Below are 16,886 nucleotides of genomic sequence, written 5' to 3'. Positions count from 1 at the left end.
ATGGATGGGTTCACGGCGTGTCAGTGTGAACATTGTGGTTCTAAAACGATTAACAAAAAGCCCGCAACGCGGGCTTTTTTATTCTCTGCAGATGATGCTTAGTGCAGCACGCGGGCGCGCAAAGTACCTGGTATGGCTCTTAGCTCATTCAGTGCCTGCTCGACATCGTCTGAGTCGATATCAATGACCACATAGCCGATATCGGCATTGGTTTGCAGGTATTGACCGGCAATGTTGATATTGTGTTTGGCGAACGCATCGTTGATTTTAGTCAGCACGCCAGGCTGGTTTTTATGAATATGCAGCAAGCGTGAACGGCCTTTGTGCTCAGGCAGCGATACTTCCGGGAAATTAACCGCCGACAGCGTTGAACCGTTGTCGCTGTATTTCACCAGTTTGCCGGCCACTTCAAAGCCGATATTTTCCTGCGCTTCCTGAGTTGAACCGCCGATATGCGGTGTCAGGATCACGTTATCAAAGGCTCGCAGCGGCGAGATAAACTCTTCATCATTGCCTTTAGGCTCCACCGGGAACACGTCTATTGCCGCGCCTGACAGTTTATTGCTTTGCAACGCGCCGGTCAGGGCGTCAATATCGACTACGGTGCCACGGGAAGCATTAATTAAAATGCTGCCTTGTTTCATCAGCGCCAGTTCTGCTTCGCCAATCATATTTTGTGTTTGTGGCGTCTCGGGCACATGCAGGCTTATCACATCAGAGGTTTTCAGCAAAGTGCCGAAATCTACCTGGGTAGCGTTACCCAACACCAGCTTGTCTTCGATATCATAAAACTGTACCCGCATGCCGATGTTCTCGGCCATGATGCTAAGCTGAGTGCCGATATGGCCGTAACCGATAATACCCAGCGTTTTGCCGCGGGCTTCAAACGAGTTATTAGCGGTTTTTTGCCACTCACCACGATGGGCAGCTGCGTTACGCTGCGGAATACCGCGTAACAGCATAATAATCTGGCCCAATACCAGCTCGGCTACCGAGCGGGTGTTCGAAAACGGTGCATTAAATACCGGAATAGCCCGCTTTAATGCTGCAGTTAAATCAACCTGATTAGTACCGATACAAAAACAGCCGATGGCCACCAGCTTACCTGCAGCATCCAGCACTTTGTCGGTTAACTGGGTGCGCGAGCGGATGCCGATAAAATGCGCATCTTTAATCCGCTCAATCAGCTCATCTTCCGGCAGGGACGTTTTTAGATACTCGATATTGCTGTAGCCCTGATTTTTAAAGGTTTGCACCGCACTTTGGTGCAAGCCTTCCAGTAACAGTATTTTTATTTTGTCTTTGGCCAGCGAAAATTTTTCCATGTCACTTCTCTTCAGTAAATTAAAAATAAAATCAGATTGTTATCGTTATTATTATTGTATTTTCGTGGGCCTCTTAATGGCTAACCGTACGGTTAACGGATAACCTGGGTGCCGCTGGCAGCGCCAACCAGCACCATATCAGCGCCGCGCTGGGCAAAAATGCCGTTGCATACCACGCCGACGATATTGTTTATTTGTTGCTCCAGCTGCAAAGGGTCAGTAATCGCTAGCTGATGCACATCTAAAATCACATTACCATTGTCGGTAGTGACGCCCTGGCGCAATACCGGCTTGCCGCCCAGTTTGCTCAGCTGTCTTGCGACATGGCTCGCCGCCATCGGGATAACTTCTACCGGCAGCGGAAACTTACCCAACACTTCTACCTGTTTAGTGCTATCCACAATACAGATAAATTTTTCTGCCACGGCCGCGACGATTTTTTCGCGTGTCAGCGCTGCGCCGCCGCCTTTAATCATATGCTTTTGTGCATTAATTTCGTCGGCACCATCAACATACACACTGAAGCTGTCGATGTCGTTAAGATCCAGCACCGCTATGCCAAGTGCTTTTAGCCTGATGGTTGACTGCTCTGAGCTTGATACCGCGCCTTTTATTTCAGTTTTAATGCTGGCTAATGCGTCGATAAAATGATTCACCGTTGAGCCGGTGCCAACGCCAACGACAGTGTGGCGGGGGATATATTCCAGTGCTGCCCAGGCAGCATTTTTTTTCATTTCATCTTGGGTCATTGCAGGTCCGTAATCATTTAGCCATACAGATGGATATTATATCGAAAGACCCTGCCGACAAAAGGGCAAAAGCGGAAAAAGGCGAAAACTGTTTAGTGACATGAGTTAGGTGTAAGTGTTGCCGGCCACAATACGCCCTCTGGCTCGCCACAGCAACTCGCCCTTATGCCTGCGGCAGGGCTCAAACACTCTGTGGCGACCAGATCGCGTTTCTGGCCTGCTTTCGTTAGCTAAGGTGTAATCATTGAACGAAAATCGAAATATTCACCTGGCGTAATAACCTTATTTAGCGGAATATCCCAGGCTTCACAGGGTACTGCATCTACCTGCTGGCAGTTATACGCCAGGCCGATAACCTTACTTCGGCTTTTTGTTGGTAGCTGCGACAAAGTGCGATCATAAAAGCCGCCGCCCATCCCCAAGCGGTTACCTTTTAGATCAAACGCCACTAAAGGCGTAAAAATGATGTCCAGCTGGTCCACCGGCAGCAGCCGGTGGCATTCTGCTAACGGCTCGGGAATACCAAAGCGGTTAGGGTACAGCAATGTATCCTGGTCATAGCGCACAAACAACAGGTAACCGGCGGCAAAAGGGTGCAGCACTGGCAGATACAGCTGCTTACCTTGCTGCCACAGTGTTTGTATTAGTGGAAAAGTGTCCAGCTCGCTGTCGTTGGCCAGATACAAAGCAATGTGCTGGCTGTTATTAAGCGCTGGCAAGGCTAAAGCCTGGCTGACTAAATCATTGGCCGCTTGTTGTTGCTGGGCAGGGCTAAGCTGCTGGCGTCTTTGACGGATAAGTTTACGTAATTGCAGGCGCTGACTTTGATTATCGTGCACGGCGGTTTAAAACACTAACAGGTAATTGTTTTGCAGTATGCCTGAATGGCAACAGAATGAAAGGGGTTCTCCAGATTGCCGTGTCTGGTGTTAGCCCTTGAACCATAGGTTCAAGGCGGGAGTCAGATGACCACCTCAGGCTTCCCGGTACGGGCCGGGCTTGCACACTGGTAGTGCAGAAGAATCCCTTGGTAAAAACAATTATCGGCTCAGGGACATCCACCTGATCACCAACAACCCAGAGAACTGAACAGAGTATAACACTGCAATTCTCAGCTTATAAGGCGATTCATCGCAGTTTTGCCCGTATTGGTGCTAGTTGCATGGTTTTGCAGCAACTTTTGTTTACGCTTTATGCCATAAGCAAAACTGCTACAGGAAAGTTGGCGCTTTAAGGCTAGGGTGGTAGCATAAAGGCAGTTAACAACAGCACGAATAGTTATATGAGCAGCCCATTTTTACTGACATACGATGAGTGGATGTACAAGCTGGATCAGGCCTATGTGATGGCGTCTGCTGCTGAGGTTCACGGTTTGGTTGCCGGGTTACTCAGTGCCGGTGTCGAGCCGGAACCTAAATTGCTGCTGCCGGTGTTGCAGGACTTTCTTAATGATGGCCAGGAACTTAGCCAGGAAGTTAAGCAGCATGTTGTCAGCTTAATTGAGCAGACGGCGAAAGAACTGGCAAAAAATGACTTTAGCTTCAGTATGTTGCTACCAAGCGACGATGACAGCCTGCCGGAGCGGCTGGACGCCATGGTAGAGTGGACTCAGGCTTTCCTGGTCGGTTTTGCTGTGCAGCAAACCGATTTATCGCTGGTATCTGATGATGTACGCGAAGCACTGGACCAGCTGACCGAAGTGACCCGGATAGATATTCACACCACTGACGATGGTAGTGCTGAAGAAAACGATGAAGCCTACTTTCTGGTGCTGGAACATATCCGCATCATGGTGCTGGCCTGCTACACCGAGGTGGGGCAGAAATTCAGTGCCAAAACGGTTAGTAACAAGACGTTACATTAATGAAAGACAAGACCACTGAATTATTTGACCTGATTATCGCCGGCGGTGGTATGGCTGGCAGTACGCTGGCCCATGCGCTGTTACAGGCAAAGCCTGATCTGAAACTTGCTATTGTTGAACAGCAGCAAGAACAGGTAAGTAGCGTAAGCTTTGACAGCAGAAGCATTGCGTTAGCAGCAGCCAGTGTTGATTTGTTGCGTCAGTGGGGCTTGTGGCAACAGCTTGAAAAACATGCCTGTGCCATTGAAACTATCAATGTTTCTGATCGCGGTCATTTTGGTAAAACCCGGCTGACGGCGCAGGAATACCAACGGGATGCCCTGGGGTATGTGCTCGAAGTAGAGCACCTTGGTGCTGTCCTAAGCGACAAACTTACTGGCAAAAACGGCCTTACCCGCTTCGCCCCAGCCACGATAAGTGAGATTACGCCGCAACAACAGCAACAGAATATTCAATTGTCTGGCGGGCGTCAGCTGGCTTGTAAACTGTTGGTGATTGCCGAAGGTGGCTTATCTGCCAGCCGAACCTTGGCTGGATTTAACACAGCAGAAAAGCCGTATCAGCAGCATGCTGTTATTGCCAACCTGGCGTTATCACAAGACCATCAGCATACCGCCTGGGAGCGTTTTACCGAGCACGGCCCGATAGCATTACTGCCTTTATCTGATAAGCGGTATTCGCTGGTGTATACCGTTGCAGATGAGATGGTGCAACAGGTAATGCAGCTGGAAGATGCTGCTTTTACTGCACATATTCAGCAAGCCTTTGGTTATCGTGCCGGTGTATTCAGTACTGCCGGTAAGCGGGCATGCTACCCACTGAGTTTACGCCTGAGTACTGATGTAGTGCGCCACCGTGTGGCGTTGCTGGGTAACAGCTTACACAGTGTGCACCCAATAGCTGGTCAGGGTTTTAACCTGGCCATGCGCGACATTGCCGAACTGGTGACTCAGATAACCGCAGCACCTTCAGATATAGGTGGCTATGCCATGTTAAGGTGCTATCAGCAGGCAAGACAGCGTGATATCGCAGTAGTGAGTACCGCTACTGATGCCCTAGTGCGGCTGTTTTCTAACAAGTCACGAACCTTTGCGCTGGCTCGCAATACAGGTTTACTGGCCATGACGTTATGTGATGAATTAAAGCGGCCTTTGGCCGAGCAGGCTATGGGGTATCGCAGTTAAATGCACAATAACGATATTACGATTGTTGGCGCAGGTAGCGCCGGGCTTACACTGGCGCTGTTACTGGCACCGACGGGCCTGAAAATTACCGTGCTGGAGCAGGGAGACGCACCCACACAACAGCAGGTTACGCATCAGCGCGTCAGTGCGCTGAATCTGGCATCAAAGCGGGTGCTTGAGCATGTTGGTGCCTGGCCGGCTATCGCCGCAACCGCCACTGCTTATCATCAGATGCAGGTGTGGGATGCAGACAGCTTTGGCCGTATTGAATTTAATGCTGGGCAAGAGCGGTTAAGCCAACTGGGCTGGATTTGCGATAACGAACAAATCCGTGTTGCCTTGTATCAGCAGTTGCAGCAGCACGCTAATGTCGAACTGTTATTTAACTGCACTATCAACAGCATCGCGCAAAGTGAGCGTGATGTAGTTATTAACATTAACCAGCAGCAGCTGCTGTTAAGCCGCTTAGTTGTCGGCGCTGACGGTGTTAACTCGCTGGTACGGCGCGAAATGCAGCTACCACTGGCGCACTGGGATTATGAACATCAGGCGATAGTAGCAACAATCGGTACCCAATTACCGCACCAGGCAACGGCACGACAAGTATTTTTACCAACCGGCCCGCTGGCGCTGTTGCCACTGCCTGATCCTCAGCAATGCTCGATTGTCTGGAGTTGTAATCCCGAGCGTGCTGCAGAGCTATTAGCCATGGATGAAATGGCGTTTAATCAGGCGCTGACCGCTGCCAGTAACAGCGTACTTGGCGTTTTGGCCCGGCAAACCGTGCCGCAGGCGTTTGCGCTTAAAATGCGTTATGCCAGCAATTGGGTCAGAGGCCGTGCCGTACTGGTGGCTGACGCGGCGCATAGCATACATCCGCTGGCTGGGCAGGGTATGAATTTAGGCCTGATGGACGTAGCTGCATTAGCAGAACTAATCAGTGAAGCTGTCGCCGATAATCAGGACTTTAGCGAAACCCGTCTGCTGCGGCGCTACGAGCGCTGGCGCAAGGCTGAAGCGCAGACACTGATTGCTGCAATGGAAACTTTTAAACGCGGTTTCAGCAATAAACAGCCATTACTTAAGCTGGTAAGAGCTGTTGGTATGAGCGGAGTGGATCAGATGCCGTGGCTGAAAAGCAAGATCATCGCCGCAGCCCTTGGTAATAGTGGCGACTTGCCTAAATTAGCTCAGCCAATGTTGAAAACTCAGCACAGCGCCTGAGTTAGTTTTTTTAGTAATAGCAACTGTCGCATTACAAAAACTAATTAATCAGGGGCTGTTTGCCGTCACATGCTTGCGTTATAATCCGGTCGCCTTTTTATCCGCTTTAACTGTATGGATATTACTATTGTCCGGCAGTCGCGTTTAATAAAACGTAAGCGGGCCTTACTATAAGCAGGACATAACAATGGCTAATCAAACTGCGTTACATGGCAAACACCTCGAAGCCGGTGCCAAAATGGTCGACTTCTTCGGTTGGGATATGCCTATCAATTACGGCTCTCAAATTGAAGAACATCACGCTGTGCGTCGCGACGCCGGCATGTTTGATGTTTCTCACATGACAATTGTTGATTTACACGGTAGCCGTACCCGCGAATTCTTACGCTATTTACTGGCTAACGACGTGGCAAAACTCACCACGCCGGGCAAAGCGCTTTACAGCGGCATGCTAAACGAAGCCGGTGGCGTAATTGATGACTTAATTGTGTATTTCCTGCAGGAAGATTTCTTCCGTCTGGTGGTTAACTCCGCCACCCGCGAAAAAGACTTAGCGCACATTACTGCGCAGGCAAAAGCATTCGACATTACTGTGACTGAGCGGCCTGAATTTGCCATGATTGCCGTGCAGGGCCCTAATGCAAAAGCCAAAGTCGCTACCTTATTAACGGCTGAGCAGCAAGCTGCAGTAGCGGGCATGAAGCCATTTTTTGGTGCTCAGGCCGGTGATCTGTTTATCGCTACCACAGGTTATACCGGTGAAGATGGCTATGAAATTGCGCTGCCAAATGAGCAAGCTGCCGATTTCTGGCAAAAACTGCTGGATGCCGGTGTAGCCCCTGCTGGTTTGGGCGCACGTGATACGCTGCGCCTGGAAGCCGGGATGAATTTATATGGCCAGGATATGGATGAAACCGTATCGCCACTGGCGGCGAATATGGGCTGGACTATTGCCTGGGCACCGGAAGAACGTAATTTTATTGGCCGTAAGGCACTTGAGCAGCATAAAGCTGAAGGCACCCAGAAGCTGGTTGGCCTGGTAATGGAAGCCAAAGGCGTGCTGCGCCACGGCCAACGTGTGGTTGTCGAAGGCGGCGAAGGTGAAATTACCTCTGGTACTTTTTCGCCAACGCTGGGCTTTAGTATTGCGATGGCCCGTGTACCGGCTACGGTGGGTGACACGGCAGAAGTTGATATTCGCGGTAAGATGGTGCCGGTGAAAGTGGTTAAACCTGCGTTTGTGCGCATGGGTAAAAAAGTCATCTAAACTGTCACTGTTAAGAACTAACTAGATTAATTAAACGTACCAGCTAAGGATTAAACAATGAGCTCAATTCCTAAAGGTTTAAAGTATGCCAGCAGCCACGAGTGGGCACGTGACGATGGCAACGGTATTTACACTGTAGGTATTACTGAACATGCACAAGGCCTGTTAGGCGATATGGTGTTTGTTGAGCTGCCGGAAGTCGGTGACAGTGTTGCCCAGGGCGACGACTGCGCAGTAGCCGAGTCGGTTAAAGCCGCTTCTGACATTTATGCACCACTGTCTGGTGAAATTGTAGAAGTTAATGACGCACTGGCTGATTCACCAGAGCTGGTAAACAGCAGCCCGTACGAAGATGGCTGGATGTTTAAAATTAAAGTGTCTGATGACGCTGAGCTGTCAGCGTTGTTAGATGCAGAAGGCTATAAAAACTCTATCGACGAGTAAATAAAGCGCCAAACCCTATTTAAGCCCCGTGCCGAACCATAAAAGCCACGGGGCTTAACTTTAGTAACAACCAAAACCATTATCAGGACATTCCAGGCATGACCAACACCGCTGTGAAAACCCTGTCGCAACTTGCGAATCATGACGAATTTATTCAGCGCCATATTGGCCCGGACGCAGCAGAAACCGCTGCAATGTTAAGCGAGCTGGGTGTAGACAGCGTTGAAGCGCTGATCGCTCAAACGGTACCTGCTGACATCCGCCTGAAAACGCCGCTGGCAACCGGCCCGGCAATGACAGAAGCTGATGCGCTGGCCAAGTTAAAACAAGCTGCCAGCAAGAACAAAATGTTCAAGTCTTACATTGGTATGGGTTATCACCCAACGTTAACGCCGAATGTGATCCTGCGTAATGTGCTGGAAAACCCGGGCTGGTATACGGCTTATACGCCTTACCAGCCGGAAATTGCTCAGGGCCGTCTGGAATCACTGCTGAATTTCCAGCAACTGACACTGGATTTAACCGGTATGGAACTGGCAAGTGCCTCTTTACTGGATGAAGCAACCGCCGCTGCTGAAGCAATGGCACTGGCTAAGCGTGTTACCAAGAGCAAGTCTAACCTGTACTTTATTAGCGACGACGTGCACCCGCAAACGATCGACGTGGTGAAAACCCGTGCTGAAATGTTTGGTTTTGACGTAGTGGTAGGTAAGGCTGCTGATGCTGTAGACCAGGATGTGTTTGGCGCACTTATCCAGTATCCGGCGACCAACGGCGACGTACGTAATGACAGCGAGCTGATTGCCCAGTTACAAGCGAAAAAGGCGATTGTTGCAGTGGCAACAGACCCTATGGCACTGATGCTATTAAAAGCACCAGGCCAGTTAGGTGCTGATGTGGTGTTAGGTTCTGCCCAGCGTTTTGGTGTGCCGATGGCATACGGTGGCCCGCACGCAGCATTTTTTGCTACCCGTGACGCCTACAAACGTTCTATGCCAGGCCGTATTATCGGCGTATCGAAGGACCGGCGCGGCAATCAGGCACTGCGTATGGCAATGCAAACCCGTGAGCAGCATATCCGCCGCGAAAAAGCCAACTCTAACATTTGTACTGCGCAGGTGCTGCTGGCCAATATGGCCTCATTCTATGCGGTATATCACGGCCCACAGGGGCTGAAGAACATTGCCCAGCGTATTCACCGCAGTACCGATATTTTTGCTGCCGGTTTAACAGCCAAAGGCGTAAGCATTGTTAATGCACATTGGTTCGATACCATTACCTTTAAAGTCGCTGACCGTGCCGCCGTTATCAGCCGCGCGTTAGCAGCAGGTGTAAACCTGCGTACCGACGTAGCCGACAGCTTAGCGGTAAGCTTTAACGAAGCCACCAGTAGCAGCGATATTGCCGAGCTGTTTGATATCGTACTGGGTGCAAACCACGGCTTAAGCGTTGAGCAGCTGGACAACAACATTGTTGCAGAAGGCAGCAAGTCGATTCCCGCTGATTTAGTGCGTAACGACAGCGTACTGGGCCACCCGGTATTTAACCAGTACCACAGTGAGACTGAGATGCTGCGTTATATCAAAAAGCTGGAAAACAAAGACTTGTCACTGAACCACTCGATGATTTCGTTAGGTTCATGCACCATGAAGCTAAACGCCACCGCCGAGATGATCCCGGTAACCTGGCCAGAGTTTGGTTCGCTGCACCCGTTCGTACCTCGCGATCAGGCTGAAGGTTACTACGAGATGATCACCGAGCTTGGCAACTGGCTGGTGAATATCACCGGTTACGACAATATCTCTATGCAGCCTAACTCCGGTGCGCAGGGTGAGTATGCCGGTATGGTGGCTATTCGTAAGTACCATGAAAGCCGTGGCGAAGGCCACCGTAACATCTGTTTAATTCCGGTATCGGCGCACGGTACTAACCCGGCTACAGCTGCCATGACCAGCTACGACGTAGTACTGGTAGAGTGTGACAAGCGCGGCAATATCGACATGAACGATTTAAAAGCCAAAGCAGCCGAAGTGGGCGATCGTTTAGCGGCCATCATGGTAACTTACCCATCTACCCACGGTGTGTTTGAAGAAAGCATCCGTGAGCTGTGCGACATTATTCACAGCTACGGCGGCCAGGTGTATATGGACGGCGCCAATATGAATGCTCAGGTAGGCTTAACTGCTCCTGGCTTTATCGGCTCTGACGTATCGCACTTAAACCTGCACAAAACCTTCTGTATTCCACACGGCGGTGGCGGCCCGGGCATGGGCCCAATTGGTGTGAAAAGCCATTTAGCTCCATTCCTGCCTAACCACACTGTGGTCAGTATCGACGGTACCGGCAGCGATAACGGCGCCGTATCTGCAGCACCGTTTGGCAGTGCTGGCATTTTGCCAATCAGCTGGATGTACATTGCCATGATGGGCGGTGAGGGCTTAAAACAAGCTACTGAATACGCCATTCTGAACGCTAACTACATGGCAAAAAAACTCGACCCGCTGTTCCCGGTACTCTACCGCGGCACCAACGGCCGTGTAGCGCACGAATGTATTATCGACATTCGTCCGTTAAAAGAAGCCAGCGGCATTACCGAAATGGATATCGCCAAGCGTTTAATGGACTTTGGCTATCACTCACCAACGATGAGCTTCCCGGTTGCCGGTACGCTGATGATTGAACCGACCGAATCTGAAAGCAAAGCCGAGCTGGATAAGTTTATCGAAGCCATGACCACCATCCGCGCTGAAATTGCCAAAGTTGAAGCAGGTGAGTGGACTGTTGATAACAACCCGCTGGCGTACGCACCACACACAATGGAAGATATCTTCGATCCGGCGTGGGACCGTGCTTACGAGCGTCAGTACGCTGCATTCCCGGCAAGCTTTGTTGCAGAAAACAAGTTCTGGCCAACGGTAACCCGTATAGATGACGTATATGGCGACCGCAACCTGATCTGCTCATGCCCAAGCCCGGAAGCGTATCGCTAGGCGTTTAGCGTTTATGCAGTAACCACGAAAACCCCGGCCAGCGTGCTGGGGTTTTTTATCGCTTAAATTGGCAATTGCGGTGTGTATTCTTTAAGGCTAAGCTGTTCTGACGTTTCAAATAAGCATACATTGGCTAAAGTGGTTGCCCGTGAAGAGCCTGTTATGAAAAAGCTAACTATCAGAATGCCGGATGATAAAGCCAGCAGACTAAGGCATTGGCCCAACGCCGCAATATCAGTGTGAACAAGCTTATAGAAGAGCTATCTACTATTGCACTGACTGAATATGACGCCCAAGTCAGATTTGAAATACGTGCAGCGCGAGCTAACGCAACTCAGGGGCTGGCGCTGCTAGATGAGTTAGAAAAGCTGGAGTTGGCTGATTAAGCGTTCGGCGGCTATTCAGTAACAGACAACCCGACCGGTGTGTCGGGTTTTTATTGTGCAGTTCTAAGGATAGGATGTTAGAAATATCAATGAACCTGACCCTATCGATCACTTGGCTCGCTATTTTGGCGGCGATGCCCAAAGCTGGCTTAATCTGCAGGCGATATACGACCTTAAACTGGCCGAGTAACTAAATGGCGAGCAAATCAGTAAAGATATCTCACCTTATGCAGCGTGAACTCGCAACGCTGGTTAATCTTGTCATATAAATCACTCTGGCATACTTAGCGAAATATCAAATAACTTAGAATCAATTTCTTCTAACTTATCTAAGTGCATTTTGCTGTGTGAGTGTTCTTTAGTCCAGTTCAGCTCTTCTCTAATTTCTGTTAGATCAGACTTTATATCAAGTAACGCTTCCAAGATGTTCTCATTTAAAGATACTAATTGTTGTAGGTATTGATTTGCTTCTTCGTTCATACTGATTATCCATTCTCTAATTTCTTTTAATAGTTAATATGCAGGCGCTTGGGTTTTAGCTGTCTCTTGCAATCTTCAACCGCTCATTTTCACAAACCAATACACTTTTATCGCACTGAGCCTGAGCCAGGCTGCTCATGCGCTCAACGGCTTGTGCTGTTGCGCGCTGGAAGCCCAATAGGCCCAAAGCTGCTGAAGCAGCGTCCGTTACACTGATGGCGTGGGCGTCTTGCACTGTTAGCAATAAGGCATTGGTCAGCTCGGCATCGCACACATTTTCCAGCTTACGGGTGGCAATGTCTGCGCTGCTCCAGTTTCTTAGCTTGACTGTGCTTCGGCCTTGCGGCCATAGCACTTCGTTTGCATCTACCTGGATTAATCCTCTTGCGGCAGCGCTCGCTATGGCTTGATCTACAGTTCGTTTAATTTTAGCGCCAACACGTGTTAAGCCTGCGGCGTTTGCTAAGCGAGTGGCAACTAAGCTGGCGAATATCGGGTATTCGGTCTCAACAATACGCTCTACGGCATACACCAACGTGCTTAAAGGGATGGCACTGAAATCATCCACATATGGAATATTTAGCTTGGACACATCAGCTTTTTTATACGGCGTAGTGCAGGCTTCAAATTCTGGCTGTTCTTCTTCAACCCGCAGAATAGGTGCTGCAACAAGTTCTGGCGCGGCTGTATTGTATTTCACTTGCTGGGTACTGTTAGCCTGCGCAGCCATCGATACCATCAGCTCGTTATGTTGTGCTATAGCATGGTCTATCAGTGCCTTTAGGCGATGCAACTCAGCCTCGGGGTCTCTGAACCAATCGGTGGACCAAATGCGCTCAAAGCTCCAGCCTAGTCCTTCCAGCACACTTTGCCGCAACCGCTCACGATCGCGTGCCGACGCAGCCTCGTAATAGCCGGCGCCGTCATACTCCAGTGCCAACACAAATTTATCAGGGTTGTCGGGATGCCTTATAGCTAAATCGATGTAATAACCCTGACTGCCGACTCGGGTGGCTACCTGATAACCTAAGCGCTGGAATGCCTGATGCAGCAGAGCACCAAACGCAAAGTTTTGCTCCTGCTCTTTTTCATGAGATTTGCTTAACTGGCCTGATTCGGCAAATTGCAAAAAGATTTGCAGTGAACGAACACCAAAAGGGCTGTCGGCAGCTACTTTCAGTTCATCACCTTTGAAATTGGCAAACACTTCCATCGCTAGCCGCGCACGTGAGATTAATACGTTTAACCGCCGTTCACCGCCAGGCTTATTCAGCAGGCCAAAGTTCTGGCTTAGCTGGCCAGTACTGGTTTTGCCGTAACAAATGCTGATAAAAATAACGTCGCGTTCGTCGCCCTGTACGTTTTCCAGGTTTTTTACAAAAAACTCGTCACCACCTGCATGCCTTGCAAAGAACTCATCGGTTTCAGGGTGCAGACGTCGCTCTTTTTCCAGTTCCAGCAATATGGCATCACGCTGTGAAAGACTAAACGCGACCACGCCTAGAGATAAATGCGGTTTGGTCAACGCATGGTTCAGCACTTTTGCTACTACCGCTTCAACTTCACCCGCATTGGTGCGGGAGCCGCCCTTGTCGTAGTGGGTATCCGGTAAATAATGAAATTTCAGCCCTGTTGCATCGGGGTGAAAGCCCGGGCTTGGAAAGGCTAGCAGCTTATTTTTATAGAACTGGTCATTTGATACGGCAATCAACGAATCGTGACGAGAGCGGTAGTGCCAGCGCAGCATTTTACTGGCTGCACCGCGAGCTTCCATTAGCGCCAGAATACTTTCCATTTCTGCAGTGACGCTGTTTTCTAGCTCTTCTTCTTCCAGTTCAACTGCTTTACCAAACAAGTTGCTTGGCGGCATCTGCTTACTATCACCGACCACAATCACTTGCCGCCCGCGTAGCATGGCGCCTAAAGCATCGGGTGCCGGAATTTGGCTGGCTTCATCAAAGATCACCAAATCAAAATCTAAAGCTCCTTGTTTCAGGTAAGTGGCTATAGACATAGGGCTCATCATAAAAATCGGCTTTACTTGCTGGATAACGTTACCGGCTTCCGCCAGAAGTTTTCTGATCGGAATATGGCGTTTTTTCTTACCAAGCTCGCGCAGCACCAGTTCCATTTCACCTTTAGCTGTCTTTTTGGGCAAGCGATCGTACAGGCGGTTTACCAATAGCTCTTGCGCAAAAAACAAACTGTCGCCATCTATGCGTTTAAAATCGCGCAGGCTTTGCTCATGTTTATTGCGGTCAAATCGGCGTATGGCTTCCGAGCTGTCGTAAGCATGATCAACCAAGCCGCGATAATAGCTAAGTTCGAATGCTGTCATTAGCTGTTCCGAGGCGGCATTCCATGAATAAGCGAGATCAGTGAGAGCCTTGATTTTATAAGGTTCCAATGCCTGAATGATCTGGTTATACCGCGCGAAATCGTAAAGTAGAGCTGAATTTTTCCAGCCTTCTAACCAGACATTGAGTTGCGAAAATTGCAGTGACGCTAAGTCGTAGTTTGGATTGCTGTTATCTACCTGTATCAGCTCTTTTAGCGTTTGTACCTGTACAGCAATGCCGTCACAGAGTGTTGTCAGAGAGTTTGCTTGGTCGCGTAGCTGCTTTTTATCAATGCCTGTATCAATCAGATTTGCCAGTGACTGGGGCAACTCAAGACGGGTAACTTTGATATAAAAGGTACTGATCCAGTTGTGAATTTGATTTAAGTCACTGTGCTCTGAATATTCGCCTTGCCACTGAGGGCCAAAAACTTCAGATAACAGGGCGTTATAGCTGGCGAGTTCCTTTTTTGTGCTTTGGTAGGCTAGTCCGGTATCCAACGAGGTGAGCCAGTCGGCGGACGATGCAGGCAAAGTGCCACGCCAAACTCCGGCTAACTTTGCTTTTGCTTGTCGGTAGTCAGATGACAGGAAACGCCACCATTTATCTGTTTTTCCCATCAGCCCTTGCCTGATACTCAACAAGTCAGCATCAAGTGCTTGCGCGATGAAATGTTGTTCGCAGTTGGCTTTGAGTGTTAAGAAATTAGCTAAACAGGCTAAGCCGTTATCGATCCTTTTTTGCTCAGAGCCCCATAGCAGGTTATCTACTTTGACACCTTTGAGATCCGGCACTTCCGATAGCCAGGTTGAAGTTGAAATCAGTGGTGTTACTTGTTGCAGGCTTTGTGGTTTCTCAAGCTGCAGAAAAGTACTGGCTATTTCAGTTTGGGCGTCAAGTTGGCTAAGTAACTGGCTTATTTGTGCCAGCGCTAAGGTTAGCGCCTGCTGCAATGCAGGAGAAAAGTCAGTGCGGCCAGACATAGCAAAAGGATGTTCTGCAGGCATGCCGACGCGCTCTAACTGCTGCACTAATTCCACAACAAGCTTTCTGGCATTGCTGTATTGTTCAGCGGTCCATTGCTCGAAATAGCTAAAGGGTAAGACAGGTAATGAGCTGTCGGGATCTTTTATCTTCAGTTGCAGCAGGGAGCCTAAGGCTTCAATGTAATTGACTGCGCTGCGCAGAATTGGAGCCCGGATCGCATGCACGTAATCATCAAGCGAAGCTTTCGATTTAGCTAAATCCAAAAACTCCTGCTCACGATTTTTTGTTTGTGGCCGTCCTTGTTCAATTGATTCTGCGATAGAACCCAAGACAGTTTTTTTGGTACTTTTATGACTGTGCAGTTCGAGTACGGCAAAGCCCATGTGAGTTTCATCAAGGCGTTTTTTTACCACCTCAAGCGCAGCCATTTTTTGCGCGACAAAAAGTACTTTCTTACCCGACGCAACTACTTCAGCAATGATATTGGTAATGGTTTGCGATTTTCCCGTGCCGGGTGGGCCTTGAATAATCAAGTCTGCGCCAGACTTCATCGCTAAGATGGCTTCAATTTGGCTGGAGTCGGCGTCTTTTACCAGATGGAGCTTTTCTGGATGATTCAGATCTGCAGGGTTGATGTCTGCAGTCTGGTCAAAACCATCACGGAACAAGCGGCCAATCAAAGGCAACTGCGAAGGTTTTTTTCCTTCAGGCCAGCCGGCCGGGTCAAGGTCCATATACATCTGAAACTTGCCGAAGGAGAATAGCCCTAAACCAATTTTATCCTGATGCACCCGCCACGATGGTTGCGCTGTAATCGCATCTGACACCGCCTGATAGTAATCCGAGATTGTCATTTCATCGGAATAGGCAGGAAGCATTAACTTGAATTCTGTTCTTAGTTTTGCGGCTAAAGTGAGATTTGAGCCCAGATCTTCGCCGGTGTAACGTAACTTAAAGCTGTCTCTAGCCGAAGAACGGTTAAGCTCAACAGGCACCAGAATCAAAGGTGCGTACCTGGATACAGATGAGTTTGTTGGTTCATTCCACTGCAAAAAACCAAGTGCGAGATACAACACCTCAACACCTTGCTCTTGCAGCATAGTATGAGCTTCAGTCTCCAGTTTTAGCAGAGCTTTATCCAGCTTGGCGGGTATCAAACCTGTCTGCAGGTATTTGTCGCTAAAGCGTGATGCGCCTTTCTTTTGTTCCAAATACAAGTCAAGCGGCGGTAATTCAGCGCCGTCATCAGACTGAAAAAACGTTCCCCCATCCTCGCTGTCGGCAATTTTTCGTTGATACTCTTCAGGAAGTGGTAAAAAGCTGAGTGTGTTTTCCTGTTCAACTAGCAATTCAAAAATTTTTGCTGATTGTTCATCAATAATATCCAGCGATCTGCTGCCGCTGCGGTAATTCAGTTGAGGGTTGGCTCTGAGGCCCATATCAAGTAATTCAAGACGCGCACGCTCCAGCTGCTGCTCAACAACCATAAAATTCCCTCTCTGGTTTTACTGATGAACCATCGCCTTTATTGTTTGTTATGGGGGATGGTTAAAAAACTAACATAACACGGTTGTTTCTAAAATCAATCTTGCTGCTTGTTTGGAATAAAAGATGGCGCTTTGGCATTTGAATTTGGTTGGAACAATA

12 protein-coding genes and 1 other RNA gene are annotated in these 16,886 nt (G+C 49.1%); 7 read left to right on the top strand and 6 right to left on the bottom strand.

The annotated features are described in order from the left end of the window. Positions 1-98: 98 nt before the first annotated feature. The 4 genes from serA to ssrS form a co-directional block, all read right to left on the bottom strand. A complete protein-coding gene (serA, locus tag LHL18_RS03495; RefSeq protein WP_226765786.1) occupies positions 99-1,325 on the bottom strand; it encodes a phosphoglycerate dehydrogenase in 1,227 nt (408 codons plus the stop codon). Between the two features lie 92 nt (positions 1,326-1,417). Next, complete coding sequence (rpiA, locus tag LHL18_RS03490; protein ID WP_226765785.1) at positions 1,418-2,074, bottom strand: ribose-5-phosphate isomerase RpiA; 657 nt, start codon at positions 2,072-2,074, stop codon at positions 1,418-1,420. Positions 2,075-2,304: 230 nt separating this feature from the next. Next, complete coding sequence (locus LHL18_RS03485) at positions 2,305-2,913, bottom strand: 5-formyltetrahydrofolate cyclo-ligase (protein WP_226765784.1); 609 nt, start codon at positions 2,911-2,913, stop codon at positions 2,305-2,307. Between the two features lie 63 nt (positions 2,914-2,976). Next, positions 2,977-3,161, bottom strand: a non-coding RNA gene (gene ssrS, locus LHL18_RS03480) — 6S RNA. A 195-nt stretch (positions 3,162-3,356) separates the two neighbouring features. Between ssrS and LHL18_RS03475 the strand changes: the two genes are divergently transcribed. From LHL18_RS03475 to LHL18_RS03445, 7 genes are all read left to right on the top strand, one after another. Continuing rightward, complete coding sequence (locus LHL18_RS03475; protein ID WP_134053971.1) at positions 3,357-3,938, top strand: UPF0149 family protein; 582 nt, start codon at positions 3,357-3,359, stop codon at positions 3,936-3,938. Then, entirely contained in the window at positions 3,938-5,122 is a 1,185-nt protein-coding gene (ubiH, locus tag LHL18_RS03470) for a 2-octaprenyl-6-methoxyphenyl hydroxylase (protein WP_226765783.1), read from the top strand. The genes LHL18_RS03475 and ubiH overlap by 1 nt, the downstream gene beginning before the upstream one ends. Further along, positions 5,123-6,346: an FAD-dependent monooxygenase gene (locus LHL18_RS03465; RefSeq protein ID WP_226765782.1), complete on the top strand. Its 1,224-nt coding sequence runs from the start codon at positions 5,123-5,125 to the stop codon at positions 6,344-6,346. A 187-nt stretch (positions 6,347-6,533) separates the two neighbouring features. After that, entirely contained in the window at positions 6,534-7,613 is a 1,080-nt protein-coding gene (gene gcvT, locus LHL18_RS03460) for a glycine cleavage system aminomethyltransferase GcvT (RefSeq protein ID WP_226765781.1), read from the top strand. Between the two features lie 57 nt (positions 7,614-7,670). Next, on the top strand, positions 7,671-8,057 hold the full coding sequence (gene gcvH, locus LHL18_RS03455; protein ID WP_226765780.1) for a glycine cleavage system protein GcvH: 387 nt from the start codon (positions 7,671-7,673) through the stop codon (positions 8,055-8,057). 98 nt (positions 8,058-8,155) lie between these two features. After that, positions 8,156-11,047 carry an aminomethyl-transferring glycine dehydrogenase gene (gene gcvP, locus LHL18_RS03450; protein WP_226765779.1) on the top strand — a complete coding sequence of 964 codons (2,892 nt, stop codon included), beginning with the start codon at positions 8,156-8,158 and terminating at the stop codon, positions 11,045-11,047. Positions 11,048-11,286: 239 nt separating this feature from the next. Then, a complete protein-coding gene (locus tag LHL18_RS03445; protein WP_319004158.1) occupies positions 11,287-11,433 on the top strand; it encodes a hypothetical protein in 147 nt (48 codons plus the stop codon). A 270-nt stretch (positions 11,434-11,703) separates the two neighbouring features. On the opposite strand, the gene LHL18_RS03440 is transcribed toward LHL18_RS03445, so the two are convergent. Continuing rightward, positions 11,704-11,913, bottom strand: coding sequence for a hypothetical protein (locus tag LHL18_RS03440; RefSeq protein WP_226765778.1), 210 nt, complete (start codon positions 11,911-11,913; stop codon positions 11,704-11,706). 55 nt (positions 11,914-11,968) lie between these two features. Further along, positions 11,969-16,726 carry a DUF3320 domain-containing protein gene (locus LHL18_RS03435; protein WP_226765777.1) on the bottom strand — a complete coding sequence of 1,586 codons (4,758 nt, stop codon included), beginning with the start codon at positions 16,724-16,726 and terminating at the stop codon, positions 11,969-11,971. Between the last annotated feature and the right edge of the window lie 160 nt (positions 16,727-16,886).

Origin of the sequence: Rheinheimera aquimaris (genome assembly GCF_020531985.1) — a bacterium.
Taxonomy (GTDB): Bacteria; Pseudomonadota; Gammaproteobacteria; order Enterobacterales; family Alteromonadaceae; genus Alishewanella; species Alishewanella aquimaris.
Note: the sequence above shows the minus strand (reverse complement) of the source record. Positions and strands in the feature narration are given on the sequence as shown.

Excerpts from the sequence above, each read along its gene's own strand:
- serA (WP_226765786.1), bottom strand. The coding sequence starts at position 1,325 with ATGGAAAAATTTTCGCTGGCCAAAGACAAAATAAAAATACTGTTACTG.
- rpiA (WP_226765785.1), bottom strand. The coding sequence starts at position 2,074 with ATGACCCAAGATGAAATGAAAAAAAATGCTGCCTGGGCAGCACTGGAA.
- LHL18_RS03475 (WP_134053971.1), top strand. The coding sequence starts at position 3,357 with ATGAGCAGCCCATTTTTACTGACATACGATGAGTGGATGTACAAGCTG.
- ubiH (WP_226765783.1), top strand. The coding sequence starts at position 3,938 with ATGAAAGACAAGACCACTGAATTATTTGACCTGATTATCGCCGGCGGT.
- LHL18_RS03465 (WP_226765782.1), top strand. The coding sequence starts at position 5,123 with ATGCACAATAACGATATTACGATTGTTGGCGCAGGTAGCGCCGGGCTT.
- gcvT (WP_226765781.1), top strand. The coding sequence starts at position 6,534 with ATGGCTAATCAAACTGCGTTACATGGCAAACACCTCGAAGCCGGTGCC.
- gcvH (WP_226765780.1), top strand. The coding sequence starts at position 7,671 with ATGAGCTCAATTCCTAAAGGTTTAAAGTATGCCAGCAGCCACGAGTGG.
- gcvP (WP_226765779.1), top strand. The coding sequence starts at position 8,156 with ATGACCAACACCGCTGTGAAAACCCTGTCGCAACTTGCGAATCATGAC.
- LHL18_RS03440 (WP_226765778.1), bottom strand. The coding sequence starts at position 11,913 with ATGAACGAAGAAGCAAATCAATACCTACAACAATTAGTATCTTTAAAT.
- LHL18_RS03435 (WP_226765777.1), bottom strand. The coding sequence starts at position 16,726 with ATGGTTGTTGAGCAGCAGCTGGAGCGTGCGCGTCTTGAATTACTTGAT.